Below are 19982 nucleotides of genomic sequence, written 5' to 3'. Positions count from 1 at the left end.
AAAAATATTTTTATGGTGCAATCATAAAAAAGTGCATGTAATTTGTGTGATTTTTTAAAGGTATTTTTGAAATTGAAAATTATAATCATTTTTTAATTCAATTATTATCAATAATTCAATGTTAATGTATCGTAACATTGCATAAATTTAAATTTAATGATCCTTAAAGACTTGCATTATTAAATATTTTAACTTTATTTTACAACTCGAAAATTTAAAATAACAATTATAATTTAGTTTAGTATGGAAATGAATGTTTCAAACAACGAGGAGCAAGTAGTTGCTAAAAAATTAGGAGGTTTAAATCCGGCGTTAATAATCCCTGTTCTTATATTAATAGGAATCGCTATTTACATCTTTGTATTAGGTAACCCAGGTAATTTTAAAGCTGACCCAAGGCTTGATGGTCTTTCATCTGTAGCTTTTTCAGGTTTAGAAACCAAAGAATTACACCCAGGTAATGGTTTTATGGGAGTTATTTACATGGGAGGACCAATCGTACCTATTCTTATTTCTTTTATGATTATCGTAATCGTATTCTCAATCGAACGTGCTTTAGTGTTAGGTAAAGCAACAGGAAAAGGAGACGTTGATAATTTCGTATTAACTGTAAGAAGATTATTGAATCAAAACAAAGTTGATGAAGCAATCGAAGAATGCGACAGACAGGAAGGATCTATCGGAAATGTAGTGAAAGAAGGATTAACCACCTACAAAGCATTATCCAATGATACTACCATGAACAAAGAGCAGAAAATGGTAGCACTTAACAAATCGATCGAAGAGGCTACAACTCTTGAAATGCCAATGTTAGAGAAAAACATGATGATTCTTTCTACTTTGGGTACCGTAGCAACTTTGGTAGCACTATTGGGAACAGTAATCGGGATGATTAAAGCATTTAGCGCATTGGGTTCTGGTGGAGGTACTCCAGATTCTGCTGCATTATCAATCGGTATTTCTGAAGCGTTAGTAAATACTGCTTTAGGTATTGGTACATCTGCGGTTGCAATTATTCTTTATAACTATTTTACTTCTAAGATTGACGGATTAACGTTCAAAATTGACGAAATCGCAATGTCAATCCAGCAGTCATTTGCCGAATTCCACTAAGAATTCAGCAATGATAGAGATGATTTGAATTTCAAAAAATCTCAAAAAAAACAGAAGTTTAATAAAAAATAATTTACAATGGCGAGAGTCAAACCAAAAAGACATAATATAAGGGTAGATATGACGGCGATGACCGACGTATCGTTTCTACTCCTTACATTCTTTATCCTCACGGCTCAGTTTGCAAAACCTGATATCGAGACGATAACCACGCCATCTTCTATATCTGAAAAGCTTCTTCCAGATGCGAGTTTAATGACTATTTTGAGCACACAGGACGGAAGATTCTATTTTACACCAGTTGAAAACGGAACCGAGCGAATTGCTCTGTTGGATAAAATGGGAGAGAAGTATGGTATGAAATTTACTGACCCGGAAAAAGTTGCTTTTTCCAATGTTCAGTCAATTGGAGTTCCGATGAATCAACTTAAAGGATTCTTGGATCTTTCAGAGGAAGACCGTAAAGCTTTTAAAAGCAAAACGGGAATCCCTATGGATAGTACAAATAAACAGTTAATAGATTGGGTACAACAAAGTTTGGCCATCAACCCTGATTACAAATTAGCAATCAAAGGGGATGTGGACACTGAGTATCCTAAAGTTAAATCTTTATTTGAAGGATTGAGAGATATTGATTTCTTGAAATTCTGGTTAATAACAAGTCAGGAAGTGGCAAAATAATTAAGAAATGGCAGAAGTACAAGTAAAAGACAACAGCGGGAAAGGCGGAAAGGTACGCTCGAAAAAGCAGGTACCCCACGTAGATTTAACCCCCATGGTGGATTTGGCGTTCCTTTTGATTACATTCTTTATGTTAGTGACCACTTTTAACAAACCGAATGTGATGGATTTAGGTCTTCCGGCAAAACCGAAAGAAAACCAAAAACCACCTGATACAGAAATTGACTTATCAAACTCTATTTCAATAATTTTAGGGAAAGACAATAAGATTTTCTATCACCAGTTATCAAGAGATGAGCTTACAGAAGCAACTCTTAATGAAACTACTTTTGATAGAGAAGGGATTACAAAAGTAATCGAGCAGGCAAAAGCCAGAGCAAAAGATCCAGCCAAATTTACGGTGATCATTAAGCCAACGGACGATGCAGTATATAAAAATTTCGTAGATATGCTAGATGAAATGGCCATTACCAAAAATGAAATATACGGTATTACCGATATTAAACCTTGGGAAGAAGCTGTTTATGAGAAAAAAGTAGGGGAATCAAAAACTGCTCCTGCTAAACCGACCAACTAGAAGATACGTTTAATATTAAAAGACAGAATAATGGCAGATGAACACACTTACAATACGACTCCTACCTTGGATGAGATTGTATTTGAAAATAGAAATAAAGCGTATGGTGCATTTGATTTAAGAACAAGTTATAGATCAGTCCTTACCAAAGCTTTCATCTTCGGAACGGTTTTATTCCTTGTTTGCGCAATTACCCCATTTGTAATTATGAAAATAAAACAAATGACGGCGAAAGAAACAACAGAAGTAAATGCCAATTTAATTGACATTCTTCCGGAACAGGAGCAAATTATAGAAACGCCCAACGAACCACCGCCACCGCCACCACCGCCACCAAAAGAAGAACCTAAAATTGAGGTGATTCAGAACGTAGTGCCGGAGCCGGTAAAAGCGCCTAAGGTAGAGACACCACCGCCGCCAATTTCAAAACAGTTGGAAACAACGACAGGAGTTGTGGCTCAGGAAGGAGTGAAAGCTCCTGCTTATGCACCGCCGCCACCGCCTCCATCAACCGGAAAGGTGCAGTCGGTAGAAGTAAAACCTCAGGTTTCAGAAACGCAGGTTTATACGGAAGTAGAGCAGTTAGCTGAATTCCCGGGTGGAATTAACAAGTTTAGATCCAGTGTTCAAAACAATTTTGATACCGGAGCAATGGAAGGGGATGAAGGTGTTGTGAAAACAACAATTACTTTCGTAGTTGAACGGGATGGTTCAATTACCGATGTTAAAGCTGACGGCCCTAACAAAACATTTAACGCTGAAGCAGTGCGAACTGTGAAGTCTGTAAAAAATAAATGGTCTCCTGCAAAAATTAATGGTCAAGCTGTAAGATATCGTTACAGATTACCTCTAACAATGCAGTTCGAATAAGATTTTTAATTATACGAATAGAAAAGAGAAGTGAAAGCTTCTCTTTTTTATTTTTTTTGTAGTTTTGTGGGATATGATATTTAATTGGCTTTCCATAGTTGCCGGATTTTTCTATGTTCTTTTAGGAATCGTGGTAATAGTTTATAAATTCTTCGTCATCTTTTTAGAACCGAATGTCGCTTATCCATTAGGAGGCCTCTTCGTGCTGTACGGTGTCTTTAGAATCATTCGCGCAATCTATAGAATCAGAGAATACCGAAATGAAGAATAAACTGGTTTTAATGATAAGTATTTTTGCACTGTTGATATCATGCAAAAAGAAACCGGATGTTGTTGTGGGTAGTCCTCAGCAAGGTGAAATCACTATGGAAGTAGATGAATCTTTCGCCAGTGTTTCAGAAGCATTGTCTGAGCGGTATATGGCACTTTATCCCAACGCCAAGATTAATTTGAAAATTAAAAAAGAAGATTTTTGTTTTTTAGATTTATTAGAAGCAAAAGTTGACGTGATTGTAATGTCTCGGGAATTAAGCGAAGATGAAAAAAAAGCTTACAATAAAGAAACCGGTCTGGATTGGCTTCCGGCAAAATTCGCCGCTGACGCAGTGGTGTTTGTCGTTCCAAATGATTCTCCAAGAGAATCAATCACCATGGAAGAAATTAAGCAGGAGTTGACGAGTGACAAAAAGAATATTATTTTTGATGGAACCAATTCGAGCAACCTTAATTTCGTCGCTCAGAAATTAAATACTAAACCGGATCAATTAAAGTTTTCTATTATTAATGGAAATAAAAATATCATAGAACAATTAAATAAATTTCCAGATAAAATCGGAGCTGTTGGCTTAAATACGGTCAGCAGACCTTACGATCCGGAATCCGAAAATTTAAAAAAATCGGTCAAGATTTTGAAGGTTGTTCAGGATAGTAAATCTTTTGAACCACGGGTAGAAAATCTGGTCGATATGTCTTATCCTTTTGCTCGTATTTTGTATTTTCTGACCAATGAAAAGTATTTTGGTTTGGCAAATGGTTTTATCCGGTTCTCCTGTACCCAGCTTGGGCAGATTGTAGTTTCAAAAGAGGGTTTACAACCTTACTATATTTTTAAAAGAGAAGTACAGATGCGTTAAATTTTTATAAAATTAGCGTTCACTATCATCACCTGCAGTTTTGGTATAAAAATTGGGTGTTATCGATAGAAAGTTTTTACAAAACATATTAAACAATTTAAAATGAAAGATATAATGAATTTAACGAAGAAGATTGCTTTCGGGGTTTCAGTTGGTATTTTCTGCAATTTTGCTTTTGGTCAAACTTTGCAGGAAGGGATTAATAGTGCAGACAGTCACAAGTATGCCCATGCCAGACAGATTTTTACAGAAATGGTTGCAAAATCTGCCACTGCAGATAATTATTTTTATTTAGGAAATTCCTATCTAACTCAGTTTGAACCCAACTTTGAAAAAGCAAAAGAAGATTTCGATAAAGGTTTACAAATAGATAAAAAAAGTAATCTTAATAAAATTGGATTAGCATCTATTCGATTAGGAAAAGGAGATAAATCGGCAATAGCTGAAATTCAAAATATTGTGAAGGATTCTAAAGAAAAAGATCCCGAAGTACTTTACAGAGCTGCAGAAGCACTTACCCTTTTCGGTGGTACGGGCAGCGCTGACATGGCAATTGATTATTTGAACAAAGCCATAGAGAAATCTGCTAAAAATGGAACGCCTGCGCATTATTATTATACGCTTGGGGATGCATACCGTCTGAAATTGACAAACAGTCCACAAGTTGCAGGCTCTGCAATGACTGCTTACGAGAAAGCTTTGCCAAGTGCAAAAAACAAAGCTTCTGTTTTTACGAGAATTGGAACACTTTGGATGCAAGCCCAGCAATGGAAACCTGCTAAAGAAAATATCGATAAAGCCATTCTGGCAGATCCAACGTATGCTCCTGCTTATAAAGCAAAAGCTGCTTATGACATCAGATATCAGGAAAATGCATTGGCAACTCAGGATTTGATCAATTATGCAAAATATGCAGATGAAGATCCTGATACCCAGTTAGAAATTTCTAAACTTTTCTTTACTAATGAAGATTATGGAAACTCGAAAATGTATTTGGATAAAGTATTTGATAAAGTAGATGATCCTATTAAGTTTAAATTAAGAGCTTATCTACAATATGCTGATGGAGATTATGCTGGTGCAAAAATCAGCATGGATTCGTTTATTAGCAAAGCCGACAAATCGAGAGTTAAAACATCTGATGAAGGATTAATGGGTCTTATCGCTGCAGGATTAGCACAAAAGGAAACAGATCCTGTTAAAAAATCAGCTTTAAATGCAGAAGCACAGCAAAAAATCGCGATTGCCAAAGCAGCTAAAGATGAAACCATGAAGTGGGATGACGAATTGGTGAAAATCAAAGGTGGCGGTGGCGTCAATCAAGCTGCTGTCGACGCAGGAGCGACCAGTCCGGAAATCGAAGCATTGAAAAAACAAGTGGCCGCAAATCCTCAGGATACTGATGCATTGTTCAAGTTGGCAAACGCATACCAGGAAGTTAAGAACTGGAACGGCGCGATTCTCTCTTGGCAAAAAATGAGTGGATTGTTGCCTGACTGGGCACCAGCTTATTATAGTCAAGGCTATGCGCAGCAGCAAGCTGGCCATAAAGAATTGGCTAAAATCGCTTACGAGAAATTTATTGCAACTGTGAAGCCTGCAGAAGTTGAAAGCAGCAAAGAGATTCTTTCTTACGCGTATTTTGCAGTAGCTTATTTAGAAAAAGATACTAATCCGGCAAAAGCCAAAGATTACGTGAGTAAATCATTGCAGTTAAATCCTTCTTATCAGGATGCAATTGATCTGAACAAGCAGTTGAATAAATAATATTTAATTCAATAATATACAATCCCATTCGAAAGAGTGGGATTTTTGTTTTGAATGGCTTTAGCAAATTCTAAAAATGGTTATAGAAATTATATTCTTGTTAATGCCAATTATCTTTGTTTTATGTTGATGACGATATAGCTGGGTGGTTCAGAATTGCTGATGAAATGATTTTAAAAAAAAACACAGCGAATAATGAGGAGGGAATACATTACAAATGGGGGAATCTCTGTATTAATAGATGTTTTTTTTCTTAAAGACAATCTACTCTTTATATAATAAAGCCTTTTTTAGAATATTCCCATCATTTCCTTGGAAACATGGGTTGAAATTTCGCCTCTTTTCAGTTTTTAAGTTGCCAGTGCTGCAAATAATAGCGGACAGACAAAGCCGGTCAGCACCCAGAATGCTTGTATATGCTGGGATTAATGTGTGCTTGCTGCTGAAAAAATGCTGCCTCACATAAAGTGGATAACTCTAAATATTTTGTATTTTACTATTAATTAATAAGTTGCAATATTAGTTATTCACATTTCCTAATTAGTCCCAAAATAAGTTGCGGGATACAGATAGTAATCCTACATTTGCACCACTCTAAAAAACAGAGTAGCGAAGTAGACAGAGCAGGTAATATAGAAAGGGTAGGAGTATTAGATTTCTTTTATTTAATTTTAAAAAAGCTTGTGGATTAACAAAAACTTCTTATCTTTGCAATCCCAAATCGAAAGAGTATGGGAGCGAAGGAGAAGCGGATTGGATGGGTATGAGGAGAGATTATTGGTTACTTAAAAAACTTTTAAATTTCTTTCAAAAACATTTGGTCATTAATAAAAAACGTTATACTTTTGCACTCGCAATTCGGAACGAACGACAGAAAGAGTTTCCGGATATAAGCGAAAAGAACAATAGATCATTGACATACAAATAACAACCAAAAAAGTAAGGAAAAACTAAAGCGATAATAACTTTGAGTGAGTCAGACAAACATACAATGGAGAGTTTGATCCTGGCTCAGGATGAACGCTAGCGGGAGGCCTAACACATGCAAGCCGAGCGGTATTTATTCTTCGGAATAGAGAGAGCGGCGTACGGGTGCGTAACACGTGTGCAACCTACCTTTATCAGGGGAATAGCCTTTCGAAAGGAAGATTAATACTCCATAATATATTAGATGGCATCATTTAATATTGAAAACTCCGGTGGATAGAGATGGGCACGCGCAAGATTAGATAGTTGGTGAGGTAACGGCTCACCAAGTCGATGATCTTTAGGGGTCCTGAGAGGGAGATCCCCCACACTGGTACTGAGACACGGACCAGACTCCTACGGGAGGCAGCAGTGAGGAATATTGGACAATGGGTGAGAGCCTGATCCAGCCATCCCGCGTGAAGGATGACGGTCCTACGGATTGTAAACTTCTTTTGTACAGGGATAAACCTATCTACGTGTAGATAGCTGAAGGTACTGTACGAATAAGCACCGGCTAACTCCGTGCCAGCAGCCGCGGTAATACGGAGGGTGCAAGCGTTATCCGGATTTATTGGGTTTAAAGGGTCCGCAGGCGGGCCGATAAGTCAGTGGTGAAATCTCATAGCTTAACTATGAAACTGCCGTTGATACTGTCGGTCTTGAGTAAATTAGAGGTAGCTGGAATAAGTAGTGTAGCGGTGAAATGCATAGATATTACTTAGAACACCAATTGCGAAGGCAGGTTACCATAATTTAACTGACGCTGAGGGACGAAAGCGTGGGGAGCGAACAGGATTAGATACCCTGGTAGTCCACGCCGTAAACGATGCTAACTCGTTTTTGGGGCGCAAGTCTCAGAGACCAAGCGAAAGTGATAAGTTAGCCACCTGGGGAGTACGTTCGCAAGAATGAAACTCAAAGGAATTGACGGGGGCCCGCACAAGCGGTGGATTATGTGGTTTAATTCGATGATACGCGAGGAACCTTACCAAGACTTAAATGGGAAATGACCGGTTTAGAAATAGACCTTTCGCAAGACATTTTTCAAGGTGCTGCATGGTTGTCGTCAGCTCGTGCCGTGAGGTGTTAGGTTAAGTCCTGCAACGAGCGCAACCCCTGTCACTAGTTGCTAACATTTAGTTGAGGACTCTAGTGAGACTGCCTACGCAAGTAGAGAGGAAGGTGGGGATGACGTCAAATCATCACGGCCCTTACGTCTTGGGCCACACACGTAATACAATGGCCGGTACAGAGGGCAGCTACACAGCGATGTGATGCAAATCTCGAAAGCCGGTCTCAGTTCGGATTGGAGTCTGCAACTCGACTCTATGAAGCTGGAATCGCTAGTAATCGCGCATCAGCCATGGCGCGGTGAATACGTTCCCGGGCCTTGTACACACCGCCCGTCAAGCCATGGAAGTCTGGGGTACCTGAAGTCGGTGACCGTAAAAGGAGCTGCCTAGGGTAAAACAGGTAACTAGGGCTAAGTCGTAACAAGGTAGCCGTACCGGAAGGTGCGGCTGGAACATCTCATTTTTGAGACTCTCCGTTAGGAGAGTATAAACAAACAACACGATACGCAAGTATCAGAGCACTTGCTCAAAGTTAGCTTCAGTTTTTTCTTATTTGGACGGTTGATTATTTAAAAAATATACCCACTAGGATTAGTAATCAGGGAAGGAGATAGAGTATGAGGGAGGAATTAAGTAAAAACATTACTAATTACCCATCACCCATTACTCATTGAGAGTCTCGTAGCTCAGCTGGTTAGAGCGCTACACTGATAATGTAGAGGTCGGCAGTTCGAGCCTGCCCGAGACTACTAATTGCGAGTACAGGAGTTGTAAAATAGATGAGTTGTAGAGTAGCAGTACTCAAAGACTCAATTACTGATCACTCACCTACTCAGACTAGCGGGGAATTAGCTCAGTTGGCTAGAGCGCCTGCCTTGCACGCAGGAGGTCAAGGGTTCGACTCCCTTATTCTCCACGATACTATAGCAATATAGTGAGAATAGTTACAGAGATGTAACGAAACGCTTCAAAAAGAAGCAAGCACAGAAGATATTTACAATATAGAATTAAGAATGATGCCAGAGGAGGCAGAATAGACATAATAGAATGTTTATTATAAGGAGCGATACCTTAATTATTCACGTATTAAGCGTTTAGTTTAAAAGTTACGGAAAGAGCCAAAAACAATTTCTGTTCATTAGACGATTAATAAGATACAAGATCATTGACATTAACGATAAGAACATCACAAAGAGAAAACCGAGCACTTTCGAGTGCCGAGTTTAAATAAAACTAGTCTAACAGCAATGTTAGACAAAAAACTGAACTAATATATTATTAGGAAAGAAATCGTTAAGGGCGTATGGCGGATGCCTAGGCTTTCAGAGGCGACGAAGGACGTGGTAAGCTGCGAAAAGCTGCGGGGATCGGCACACACGAATTGATCCGCAGATGTCCGAATGGGGCAACCCGGCTGGTTGAAGACCAGTCACTCTAATTTATTAGAGAGCAAACCCGGAGAACTGAAACATCTAAGTACCCGGAGGAAAAGAAATCGAAGAGATTCCGTAAGTAGTGGCGAGCGAACGCGGATTAGCCCAAAAGTCTTTATATGTTTAGAAGAATGTTCTGGAAAGAACAGCCATAGACGGTGATAGCCCGGTATTTAAAAGGCATACATAGATGATAAATGAGTAGGGCGGGACACGTGAAATCCTGTCTGAATATGGGGGGACCATCCTCCAAGGCTAAATACTCCTGAAAGACCGATAGTGAACAAGTACTGTGAAGGAAAGGTGAAAAGCACTTCGAATAGAAGGGTGAAAGAGAACCTGAAACCGTACGCCTACAAGCGGTCGGAGCCCACAAGTTGGGTGACGGCGTGCCTTTTGCATAATGAGCCTACGAGTTAATTTTACTAGCGAGCTTAAGTACTTCAGGTACGGAGGCGGAGCGAAAGCGAGTCTGAATAGGGCGCTTAGTTAGTAGTATTAGACGCGAAACCTTGTGATCTACCCATGGGCAGGTTGAAGCTTTGGTAACACAAAGTGGAGGACCGAACCGGTTGACGTTGAAAAGTCTTCGGATGACTTGTGGGTAGGGGTGAAAGGCCAATCAAACTGGGAGATAGCTCGTACTCCCCGAAATGCATTTAGGTGCAGCGTTGCGACAAGTTTATTAGAGGTAGAGCTACTGATTGGATGCGGGGGAGTCAAATCCTACCAATTCCTGACAAACTCCGAATGCTAATAAATGTTTCGCAGCAGTGAGGGCATGGGTGCTAAGGTCCATGTCCGAGAGGGAAAGAACCCGGACCAACAGCTAAGGTCCCCAAATCTATACTAAGTTGAAATAACGCGGTTGAACTGCATTGACAGCTAGGATGTTGGCTTGGAAGCAGCCATTCATTTAAAGAGTGCGTAACAGCTCACTAGTCGAGCGGTTCGGCATGGATAATAATCGGGCATAAGTATAGTACCGAAGCTATGGATTTATAATTTTTGAATTATATCTGGTAGGGGAGCATTCTGTTTGCGCCGAAGCAGTGTCGTGAGATGTTGTGGAGCGGACAGAAAAGAAAATGTAGGCATAAGTAACGATAAAGGGGGCGAGAAACCCCCTCACCGAAAGACTAAGGTTTCCTCAGCCATGCTAATCAGCTGAGGGTTAGTCGGGACCTAACGCGAACCCGAAAGGGGAAGTGGATGGATAATGGGTTAATATTCCCATACTTGCTCACACTAAAAAGGGGACGGAGTGCCGTACTTACTGGAGACTGACGGAATAGTCAAGACCTAGCCTTCGGGCGAAGTTGTTGTAGGGAAAGTGCTTCCAAGAAAAGCCGAAGTGAAGCAACTCGTACCAAAACCGACACAGGTAGTCGAGGAGAGAATCCTAAGGTGCTAGAGTGAATCATGGTTAAGGAACTAGGCAAAATAGTCTCGTAACTTCGGAAGAAGGGACGCCAGCAGCAATGCTGGCCTCAGTAAAGAGGCCCAGGCGACTGTTTATCAAAAACACAGGACTCTGCTAAATCGAAAGATGCTGTATAGGGTCTGACACCTGCCCGGTGCTGGAAGGTTAAGGAAGGTTGTTAGGGTAACCGAAGCAATTAACTGAAGCCCCAGTAAACGGCGGCCGTAACTATAACGGTCCTAAGGTAGCGAAATTCCTTGTCGGGTAAGTTCCGACCTGCACGAATGGTGTAACGATCTGGGCACTGTCTCAACCATGAGCTCTGTGAAATTGTAGTCTCGGTGAAGATGCCGAGTACCCGCAATGGGACGAAAAGACCCTGTGAACCTTTACTATAACTTCGTATTGACTTTGAATAAACAATGTGTAGGATAGGTGGGAGACTTTGAAGCTGGCACGCTAGTGTCGGTGGAGTCAACGTTGAAATACCACCCTTTGTTTATTTGGAGCCTAACTTCTTAACGGAAGGACATTGCGTGGTGGGTAGTTTGACTGGGGTGGTCGCCTCCAAAAGAGTAACGGAGGCTTTCAAAGGTACCCTCAGCACGCTTGGTAACCGTGCGTAGAGTGTAATGGCATAAGGGTGCTTGACTGTGAGACCTACAAGTCGATCAGGTGCGAAAGCAGGACATAGTGATCCGGTGGTTCCGTATGGAAGGGCCATCGCTCATAGGATAAAAGGTACTCCGGGGATAACAGGCTAGTCTCCCCCAAGAGCTCATATCGACGGGGAGGTTCGGCACCTCGATGTCGGCTCGTCACATCCTGGGGCTGGAGAAGGTCCCAAGGGTTGGGCTGTTCGCCCATTAAAGTGGCACGCGAGCTGGGTTCAGAACGTCGTGAGACAGTTCGGTCTCTATCTATTGCGGGCGTTAGATGTTTGAGAGGGCTTGAATCTAGTACGAGAGGACCGATTTGAACAAACCTCTGGTGTATCAGTTGTTCCGCCAGGAGCACCGCTGAGTAGCTACGTTTGGAAAGGATAAGCACTGAAAGCATATAAGTGCGAAACCTGCCTCAAGATGAGACATCTTTTAAGGGTCGTTGGAGATGACAACGTTGATAGGCTATAGGTGTAAAGGCAGTAATGTCATAGCCGAGTAGTACTAATTACCCGTAGATTTATTGCCTAATTAAGGTACTTGGAAGTGCAACAAGGTTTGCTCTTTGTGAACGTTTTTATCGATTTTTTAGTTAGACTAAAAGATGATAGACGGATAGATGATAGACCACGGTCTACCACCTAGCATCTATAACCTACTAATATACATATACTGTACAACCTTTTGTACAAAACAACCTTTAGGGTGGTTTTAGCAGAGGGGCTCACCTGTTCCCATTCCGAACACAGAAGTTAAGCCCTCTAGCGCCGATGGTACTGCTAACGCGGGAGAGTAGGTCGCCGCCAGTTTTTTTAAAGCTCATCAATTTATTTTGATGGGCTTTTTTTGTGACCTGAAATCAGGGAAAATACTGAAATATAAAAGAAAGGGATCAGTAGCAAAACTTGGGGACTAAGCAAAAATTTTGGATAATCTGAAAAGGAAAAGCACTTTGTCTTATACCCCTCAATTTGTAATCTGAAGTTTTTTATTTTTGCATTAAAAGATTCTGCCGAACCATTGGTACTTCTTTGGTCAAAATAATTGAGAATATCATTATAATGATTTATACTGGTCTTCATGAGTACTAAAAATGAAACCCACATTCTTCTACTTCTTTGAACCAATGTGCAATTCTAGGATTGCTACAGACTTTTGAATATTTTGATTGTAAATTTCCCTCACCCCGTCTGATAAATTATATGCTTTTTCTAAATCAGGATAGTGAGAGAAAGGTATTTTCGTTCTTTCATTTTGTGTTGATGTCCACTTTTCCCTGGTCTTATAGAGAAAATATCGGCTTCTTACCCAGAGTTGCTTTCTGGTATCACCATTTTCAAAAAATTCAATTTCAGGAGTTGTATCGGCTGATTTTTTAAAACTCTGCAAAATTCTGTTTTATGCGAGTTACTTTGTCCATGAGATTGCAATTCCGTATAATAATGGCTGCGGATTTTACACCCATCATCTTCGGCGTATGATATGTAGTTTTAGTAACTTTTTATGCAAGTGGAAAGTTATCGACTGTTATTTCAAGTAGAAAACCCTTTGGGAAACATTTTTTTTCTTCAAAATAAAGATGCAGTACTTTATTTACTTCTTGAAATTGCACAATCTCAAAATGGTGAATCAAAAGTTCAGGTAATAAAATTTTAGGACTTCTGTTTTATTTATCATATAGCAAAATTTTGACATTTATCTTTTTTCCCAAGTTTTACTCTTTCTCTCAGAAAAAATAAGTTTTAACTTCAGCTTTTAAGATTTCGACATCTTCTTATATTTCATACTGAGGATAATCCAGATCACCTGGAAATCATATAGACTTGACCGAAATTTGCGATAATATTAGAAGAGAAACTAATGTATCTCTTTAATACACTCATTACTTAGTCATGCTGTAGTAAATCTTCTTTAAATTATAAATGCGAAATAAGTTCCAAGCTTAAAAATCCATCATTATGTTTTTATTGTAAAACTTTTCAAATTCTATTCGTTTTGATAGTGTTTTATTCTTTTACTAAAGAAAAGTGATCCAAAATTTATTTACTTATCCAGCACAAATGTACTTTTTATTGCTCTGCGGGTTTAGCCAAGCACCGTATCGTTTTCCCACTTTCGGGTCGGGCTATCCGTTTCAATTCCTCACGCCTTGGCTAAAGCCTGCGCTTGCTGCGGGATTTCCGCTTCTATCCTTACCGCAAAATGGATACTTTTGATAAAGTGGATAACTTTATGAAGCTGTAGCATTCTGTCAATCATAGCATTATAAAAATATTTTCTTCAATGTTACTAAAAGTTCACAAAAGAGTTGCGAGATATTTTAAGTGTGTTTACATTTGCACCACTCTAAAAAACAGAGTAGCGAAGTAGACAGAGCAGGTAATATAGAAAGGGTAGGAGTATTAGATTTCTTTTATTTAATTTTAAAAAAGCTTGTGGATTAACAAAAACTTCTTATCTTTGCAATCCCAAATCGAAAGAGTATGGGAGCGAAGGAGAAGCGGATTGGATGGGTATGAGGAGAGATTATTGGTTACTTAAAAAACTTTTAAATTTCTTTCAAAAACATTTGGTCATTAATAAAAAACGTTATACTTTTGCACTCGCAATTCGGAACGAACGACAGAAAGAGTTTCCGGATATAAGCGAAAAGAACAATAGATCATTGACATACAAATAACAACCAAAAAAGTAAGGAAAAACTAAAGCGATAATAACTTTGAGTGAGTCAGACAAACATACAATGGAGAGTTTGATCCTGGCTCAGGATGAACGCTAGCGGGAGGCCTAACACATGCAAGCCGAGCGGTATTTATTCTTCGGAATAGAGAGAGCGGCGTACGGGTGCGTAACACGTGTGCAACCTACCTTTATCAGGGGAATAGCCTTTCGAAAGGAAGATTAATACTCCATAATATATTAGATGGCATCATTTAATATTGAAAACTCCGGTGGATAGAGATGGGCACGCGCAAGATTAGATAGTTGGTGAGGTAACGGCTCACCAAGTCGATGATCTTTAGGGGTCCTGAGAGGGAGATCCCCCACACTGGTACTGAGACACGGACCAGACTCCTACGGGAGGCAGCAGTGAGGAATATTGGACAATGGGTGAGAGCCTGATCCAGCCATCCCGCGTGAAGGATGACGGTCCTACGGATTGTAAACTTCTTTTGTACAGGGATAAACCTATCTACGTGTAGATAGCTGAAGGTACTGTACGAATAAGCACCGGCTAACTCCGTGCCAGCAGCCGCGGTAATACGGAGGGTGCAAGCGTTATCCGGATTTATTGGGTTTAAAGGGTCCGCAGGCGGGCCGATAAGTCAGTGGTGAAATCTCATAGCTTAACTATGAAACTGCCGTTGATACTGTCGGTCTTGAGTAAATTAGAGGTAGCTGGAATAAGTAGTGTAGCGGTGAAATGCATAGATATTACTTAGAACACCAATTGCGAAGGCAGGTTACCATAATTTAACTGACGCTGAGGGACGAAAGCGTGGGGAGCGAACAGGATTAGATACCCTGGTAGTCCACGCCGTAAACGATGCTAACTCGTTTTTGGGGCGCAAGTCTCAGAGACCAAGCGAAAGTGATAAGTTAGCCACCTGGGGAGTACGTTCGCAAGAATGAAACTCAAAGGAATTGACGGGGGCCCGCACAAGCGGTGGATTATGTGGTTTAATTCGATGATACGCGAGGAACCTTACCAAGACTTAAATGGGAAATGACCGGTTTAGAAATAGACCTTTCGCAAGACATTTTTCAAGGTGCTGCATGGTTGTCGTCAGCTCGTGCCGTGAGGTGTTAGGTTAAGTCCTGCAACGAGCGCAACCCCTGTCACTAGTTGCTAACATTTAGTTGAGGACTCTAGTGAGACTGCCTACGCAAGTAGAGAGGAAGGTGGGGATGACGTCAAATCATCACGGCCCTTACGTCTTGGGCCACACACGTAATACAATGGCCGGTACAGAGGGCAGCTACACAGCGATGTGATGCAAATCTCGAAAGCCGGTCTCAGTTCGGATTGGAGTCTGCAACTCGACTCTATGAAGCTGGAATCGCTAGTAATCGCGCATCAGCCATGGCGCGGTGAATACGTTCCCGGGCCTTGTACACACCGCCCGTCAAGCCATGGAAGTCTGGGGTACCTGAAGTCGGTGACCGTAAAAGGAGCTGCCTAGGGTAAAACAGGTAACTAGGGCTAAGTCGTAACAAGGTAGCCGTACCGGAAGGTGCGGCTGGAACATCTCATTTTTGAGACTCTCCGTTAGGAGAGTATAAACAAACAACACGATACGCAAGTATCAGAGCACTTGCTCAAAGTTAGCTTCAGTTTTTTCTTATTTGGACGGTTGATTATTTAAAAAATATACCCACTAGGATTAGTAATCAGGGAAGGAGATAGAGTATGAGGGAGGAATTAAGTAAAAACATTACTAATTACCCATCACCCATTACTCATTGAGAGTCTCGTAGCTCAGCTGGTTAGAGCGCTACACTGATAATGTAGAGGTCGGCAGTTCGAGCCTGCCCGAGACTACTAATTGCGAGTACAGGAGTTGTAAAATAGATGAGTTGTAGAGTAGCAGTACTCAAAGACTCAATTACTGATCACTCACCTACTCAGACTAGCGGGGAATTAGCTCAGTTGGCTAGAGCGCCTGCCTTGCACGCAGGAGGTCAAGGGTTCGACTCCCTTATTCTCCACGATACTATAGCAATATAGTGAGAATAGTTACAGAGATGTAACGAAACGCTTCAAAAAGAAGCAAGCACAGAAGATATTTACAATATAGAATTAAGAATGATGCCAGAGGAGGCAGAATAGACATAATAGAATGTTTATTATAAGGAGCGATACCTTAATTATTCACGTATTAAGCGTTTAGTTTAAAAGTTACGGAAAGAGCCAAAAACAATTTCTGTTCATTAGACGATTAATAAGATACAAGATCATTGACATTAACGATAAGAACATCACAAAGAGAAAACCGAGCACTTTCGAGTGCCGAGTTTAAATAAAACTAGTCTAACAGCAATGTTAGACAAAAAACTGAACTAATATATTATTAGGAAAGAAATCGTTAAGGGCGTATGGCGGATGCCTAGGCTTTCAGAGGCGACGAAGGACGTGGTAAGCTGCGAAAAGCTGCGGGGATCGGCACACACGAATTGATCCGCAGATGTCCGAATGGGGCAACCCGGCTGGTTGAAGACCAGTCACTCTAATTTATTAGAGAGCAAACCCGGAGAACTGAAACATCTAAGTACCCGGAGGAAAAGAAATCGAAGAGATTCCGTAAGTAGTGGCGAGCGAACGCGGATTAGCCCAAAAGTCTTTATATGTTTAGAAGAATGTTCTGGAAAGAACAGCCATAGACGGTGATAGCCCGGTATTTAAAAGGCATACATAGATGATAAATGAGTAGGGCGGGACACGTGAAATCCTGTCTGAATATGGGGGGACCATCCTCCAAGGCTAAATACTCCTGAAAGACCGATAGTGAACAAGTACTGTGAAGGAAAGGTGAAAAGCACTTCGAATAGAAGGGTGAAAGAGAACCTGAAACCGTACGCCTACAAGCGGTCGGAGCCCACAAGTTGGGTGACGGCGTGCCTTTTGCATAATGAGCCTACGAGTTAATTTTACTAGCGAGCTTAAGTACTTCAGGTACGGAGGCGGAGCGAAAGCGAGTCTGAATAGGGCGCTTAGTTAGTAGTATTAGACGCGAAACCTTGTGATCTACCCATGGGCAGGTTGAAGCTTTGGTAACACAAAGTGGAGGACCGAACCGGTTGACGTTGAAAAGTCTTCGGATGACTTGTGGGTAGGGGTGAAAGGCCAATCAAACTGGGAGATAGCTCGTACTCCCCGAAATGCATTTAGGTGCAGCGTTGCGACAAGTTTATTAGAGGTAGAGCTACTGATTGGATGCGGGGGAGTCAAATCCTACCAATTCCTGACAAACTCCGAATGCTAATAAATGTTTCGCAGCAGTGAGGGCATGGGTGCTAAGGTCCATGTCCGAGAGGGAAAGAACCCGGACCAACAGCTAAGGTCCCCAAATCTATACTAAGTTGAAATAACGCGGTTGAACTGCATTGACAGCTAGGATGTTGGCTTGGAAGCAGCCATTCATTTAAAGAGTGCGTAACAGCTCACTAGTCGAGCGGTTCGGCATGGATAATAATCGGGCATAAGTATAGTACCGAAGCTATGGATTTATAATTTTTGAATTATATCTGGTAGGGGAGCATTCTGTTTGCGCCGAAGCAGTGTCGTGAGATGTTGTGGAGCGGACAGAAAAGAAAATGTAGGCATAAGTAACGATAAAGGGGGCGAGAAACCCCCTCACCGAAAGACTAAGGTTTCCTCAGCCATGCTAATCAGCTGAGGGTTAGTCGGGACCTAACGCGAACCCGAAAGGGGAAGTGGATGGATAATGGGTTAATATTCCCATACTTGCTCACACTAAAAAGGGGACGGAGTGCCGTACTTACTGGAGACTGACGGAATAGTCAAGACCTAGCCTTCGGGCGAAGTTGTTGTAGGGAAAGTGCTTCCAAGAAAAGCCGAAGTGAAGCAACTCGTACCAAAACCGACACAGGTAGTCGAGGAGAGAATCCTAAGGTGCTAGAGTGAATCATGGTTAAGGAACTAGGCAAAATAGTCTCGTAACTTCGGAAGAAGGGACGCCAGCAGCAATGCTGGCCTCAGTAAAGAGGCCCAGGCGACTGTTTATCAAAAACACAGGACTCTGCTAAATCGAAAGATGCTGTATAGGGTCTGACACCTGCCCGGTGCTGGAAGGTTAAGGAAGGTTGTTAGGGTAACCGAAGCAATTAACTGAAGCCCCAGTAAACGGCGGCCGTAACTATAACGGTCCTAAGGTAGCGAAATTCCTTGTCGGGTAAGTTCCGACCTGCACGAATGGTGTAACGATCTGGGCACTGTCTCAACCATGAGCTCTGTGAAATTGTAGTCTCGGTGAAGATGCCGAGTACCCGCAATGGGACGAAAAGACCCTGTGAACCTTTACTATAACTTCGTATTGACTTTGAATAAACAATGTGTAGGATAGGTGGGAGACTTTGAAGCTGGCACGCTAGTGTCGGTGGAGTCAACGTTGAAATACCACCCTTTGTTTATTTGGAGCCTAACTTCTTAACGGAAGGACATTGCGTGGTGGGTAGTTTGACTGGGGTGGTCGCCTCCAAAAGAGTAACGGAGGCTTTCAAAGGTACCCTCAGCACGCTTGGTAACCGTGCGTAGAGTGTAATGGCATAAGGGTGCTTGACTGTGAGACCTACAAGTCGATCAGGTGCGAAAGCAGGACATAGTGATCCGGTGGTTCCGTATGGAAGGGCCATCGCTCATAGGATAAAAGGTACTCCGGGGATAACAGGCTAGTCTCCCCCAAGAGCTCATATCGACGGGGAGGTTCGGCACCTCGATGTCGGCTCGTCACATCCTGGGGCTGGAGAAGGTCCCAAGGGTTGGGCTGTTCGCCCATTAAAGTGGCACGCGAGCTGGGTTCAGAACGTCGTGAGACAGTTCGGTCTCTATCTATTGCGGGCGTTAGATGTTTGAGAGGGCTTGAATCTAGTACGAGAGGACCGATTTGAACAAACCTCTGGTGTATCAGTTGTTCCGCCAGGAGCACCGCTGAGTAGCTACGTTTGGAAAGGATAAGCACTGAAAGCATATAAGTGCGAAACCTGCCTCAAGATGAGACATCTTTTAAGGGTCGTTGGAGATGACAACGTTGATAGGCTATAGGTGTAAAGGCAGTAATGTCATAGCCGAGTAGTACTAATTACCCGTAGATTTATTGCCTAATTAAGGTACTTGGAAGTGCAACAAGGTTTGCTCTTTGTGAACGTTTTTATCGATTTTTTAGTTAGACTAAAAGATGATAGACGGATAGATGATAGACCACGGTCTACCACCTAGCATCTATAACCTACTAATATACATATACTGTACAACCTTTTGTACAAAACAACCTTTAGGGTGGTTTTAGCAGAGGGGCTCACCTGTTCCCATTCCGAACACAGAAGTTAAGCCCTCTAGCGCCGATGGTACTGCTAACGCGGGAGAGTAGGTCGCCGCCAGTTTTTTTAAAGCTCATCAATTTATTTTGATGGGCTTTTTTTTGTGACCTGAAATCAGAGAAAATACTGAAATAAAAAAGAAAAGGATCAGTTTCAAAACTTGGGGACTAAGCAAAAAGTTGATACTGTACTAAAAAAGTGTGTAAAGTAAAAAGTTGTATTT

At 41.4% G+C, this 19982-nt stretch carries 9 protein-coding genes, 4 tRNA genes and 6 rRNA genes; 17 read left to right on the top strand and 2 right to left on the bottom strand.

From position 1 onward, the window contains the following. The first annotated feature begins 243 nt into the window (after window positions 1-243). From NBC122_RS02895 to rrf (NBC122_RS02840), 12 genes are all read left to right on the top strand, one after another. Complete coding sequence (locus NBC122_RS02895; protein WP_133438922.1) at window positions 244-1113, top strand: MotA/TolQ/ExbB proton channel family protein; 870 nt, start codon at window positions 244-246, stop codon at window positions 1111-1113. A gap of 78 nt (window positions 1114-1191) precedes the next feature. Then, window positions 1192-1794 carry an ExbD/TolR family protein gene (locus NBC122_RS02890; protein ID WP_133438921.1) on the top strand — a complete coding sequence of 201 codons (603 nt, stop codon included), beginning with the start codon at window positions 1192-1194 and terminating at the stop codon, window positions 1792-1794. Between the two features lie 7 nt (window positions 1795-1801). After that, window positions 1802-2371 (top strand): ExbD/TolR family protein, encoded by a 570-nt coding sequence (locus NBC122_RS02885; protein ID WP_133438920.1) that lies wholly within the window; start codon window positions 1802-1804, stop codon window positions 2369-2371. A gap of 30 nt (window positions 2372-2401) precedes the next feature. Continuing rightward, entirely contained in the window at window positions 2402-3241 is an 840-nt protein-coding gene (locus tag NBC122_RS02880; protein ID WP_133438919.1) for an energy transducer TonB, read from the top strand. 73 nt (window positions 3242-3314) lie between these two features. After that, window positions 3315-3512, top strand: a complete 198-nt coding sequence (locus NBC122_RS02875; protein ID WP_246012433.1) for a C4-dicarboxylate ABC transporter — start codon at window positions 3315-3317, stop codon at window positions 3510-3512. Continuing rightward, window positions 3502-4374 (top strand): PstS family phosphate ABC transporter substrate-binding protein, encoded by an 873-nt coding sequence (locus NBC122_RS02870; protein WP_133438918.1) that lies wholly within the window; start codon window positions 3502-3504, stop codon window positions 4372-4374. The genes NBC122_RS02875 and NBC122_RS02870 overlap by 11 nt, the downstream gene beginning before the upstream one ends. Before the next feature lie 102 nt (window positions 4375-4476). Beyond that, entirely contained in the window at window positions 4477-6141 is a 1665-nt protein-coding gene (locus tag NBC122_RS02865) for a tetratricopeptide repeat protein (protein ID WP_133438917.1), read from the top strand. Window positions 6142-7129: 988 nt separating this feature from the next. After that, window positions 7130-8646, top strand: a 16S ribosomal RNA gene (locus tag NBC122_RS02860). A gap of 212 nt (window positions 8647-8858) precedes the next feature. Continuing rightward, window positions 8859-8932 (top strand) — tRNA-Ile (locus tag NBC122_RS02855). A gap of 93 nt (window positions 8933-9025) precedes the next feature. Next, window positions 9026-9099: transfer RNA gene (locus NBC122_RS02850), tRNA-Ala, on the top strand. A 367-nt stretch (window positions 9100-9466) separates the two neighbouring features. Further along, window positions 9467-12229 (top strand): 23S ribosomal RNA (locus tag NBC122_RS02845). Between the two features lie 173 nt (window positions 12230-12402). After that, window positions 12403-12510, top strand: a 5S ribosomal RNA gene (rrf, locus tag NBC122_RS02840). Window positions 12511-12528: 18 nt separating this feature from the next. Here rrf (NBC122_RS02840) and NBC122_RS14650 read toward each other — a convergent pair. Together NBC122_RS14650 and NBC122_RS14645 are read right to left on the bottom strand one after the other, a co-directional pair. Further along, window positions 12529-12783: a transposase gene (locus NBC122_RS14650; RefSeq protein WP_262709576.1), complete on the bottom strand. Its 255-nt coding sequence runs from the start codon at window positions 12781-12783 to the stop codon at window positions 12529-12531. Window positions 12784-12811: 28 nt separating this feature from the next. Then, window positions 12812-13090 (bottom strand): transposase, encoded by a 279-nt coding sequence (locus NBC122_RS14645; RefSeq protein ID WP_165983182.1) that lies wholly within the window; start codon window positions 13088-13090, stop codon window positions 12812-12814. 1351 nt (window positions 13091-14441) lie between these two features. On the opposite strand from NBC122_RS14645, the gene NBC122_RS02825 reads away from it, so the two are divergent. From NBC122_RS02825 to rrf (NBC122_RS02805), 5 genes are all read left to right on the top strand, one after another. Further along, a 16S ribosomal RNA gene (locus tag NBC122_RS02825) occupies window positions 14442-15958 on the top strand. Window positions 15959-16170: 212 nt separating this feature from the next. Beyond that, a tRNA-Ile gene (locus NBC122_RS02820) sits at window positions 16171-16244 on the top strand. 93 nt (window positions 16245-16337) lie between these two features. After that, a tRNA-Ala gene (locus NBC122_RS02815) sits at window positions 16338-16411 on the top strand. A 367-nt stretch (window positions 16412-16778) separates the two neighbouring features. Beyond that, a 23S ribosomal RNA gene (locus NBC122_RS02810) occupies window positions 16779-19541 on the top strand. A gap of 173 nt (window positions 19542-19714) precedes the next feature. Next, window positions 19715-19822 (top strand): 5S ribosomal RNA (rrf, locus tag NBC122_RS02805). Together the 16S, 23S and 5S rRNA genes with 4 tRNA genes alongside form the textbook arrangement of a ribosomal RNA operon. The last annotated feature ends 160 nt before the right edge of the window (window positions 19823-19982 follow it).

The sequence above is a fragment of the Chryseobacterium salivictor genome, from assembly GCF_004359195.1.
Classification (GTDB): domain Bacteria; phylum Bacteroidota; class Bacteroidia; order Flavobacteriales; family Weeksellaceae; genus Kaistella; species Kaistella salivictor.
Note: the sequence above shows the minus strand (reverse complement) of the source record. Positions and strands in the feature narration are given on the sequence as shown.

Bases quoted from the DNA above. Each gene is read 5' to 3' on its own strand.
- NBC122_RS02895 (WP_133438922.1), top strand. From the start codon at position 244: ATGGAAATGAATGTTTCAAACAACGAGGAGCAAGTAGTTGCTAAAAAA.
- NBC122_RS02890 (WP_133438921.1), top strand. From the start codon at position 1,192: ATGGCGAGAGTCAAACCAAAAAGACATAATATAAGGGTAGATATGACG.
- NBC122_RS02885 (WP_133438920.1), top strand. From the start codon at position 1,802: ATGGCAGAAGTACAAGTAAAAGACAACAGCGGGAAAGGCGGAAAGGTA.
- NBC122_RS02880 (WP_133438919.1), top strand. From the start codon at position 2,402: ATGGCAGATGAACACACTTACAATACGACTCCTACCTTGGATGAGATT.
- NBC122_RS02875 (WP_246012433.1), top strand. From the start codon at position 3,315: ATGATATTTAATTGGCTTTCCATAGTTGCCGGATTTTTCTATGTTCTT.
- NBC122_RS02870 (WP_133438918.1), top strand. From the start codon at position 3,502: ATGAAGAATAAACTGGTTTTAATGATAAGTATTTTTGCACTGTTGATA.
- NBC122_RS02865 (WP_133438917.1), top strand. From the start codon at position 4,477: ATGAAAGATATAATGAATTTAACGAAGAAGATTGCTTTCGGGGTTTCA.
- NBC122_RS14650 (WP_262709576.1), bottom strand. From the start codon at position 12,783: ATGAAGACCAGTATAAATCATTATAATGATATTCTCAATTATTTTGAC.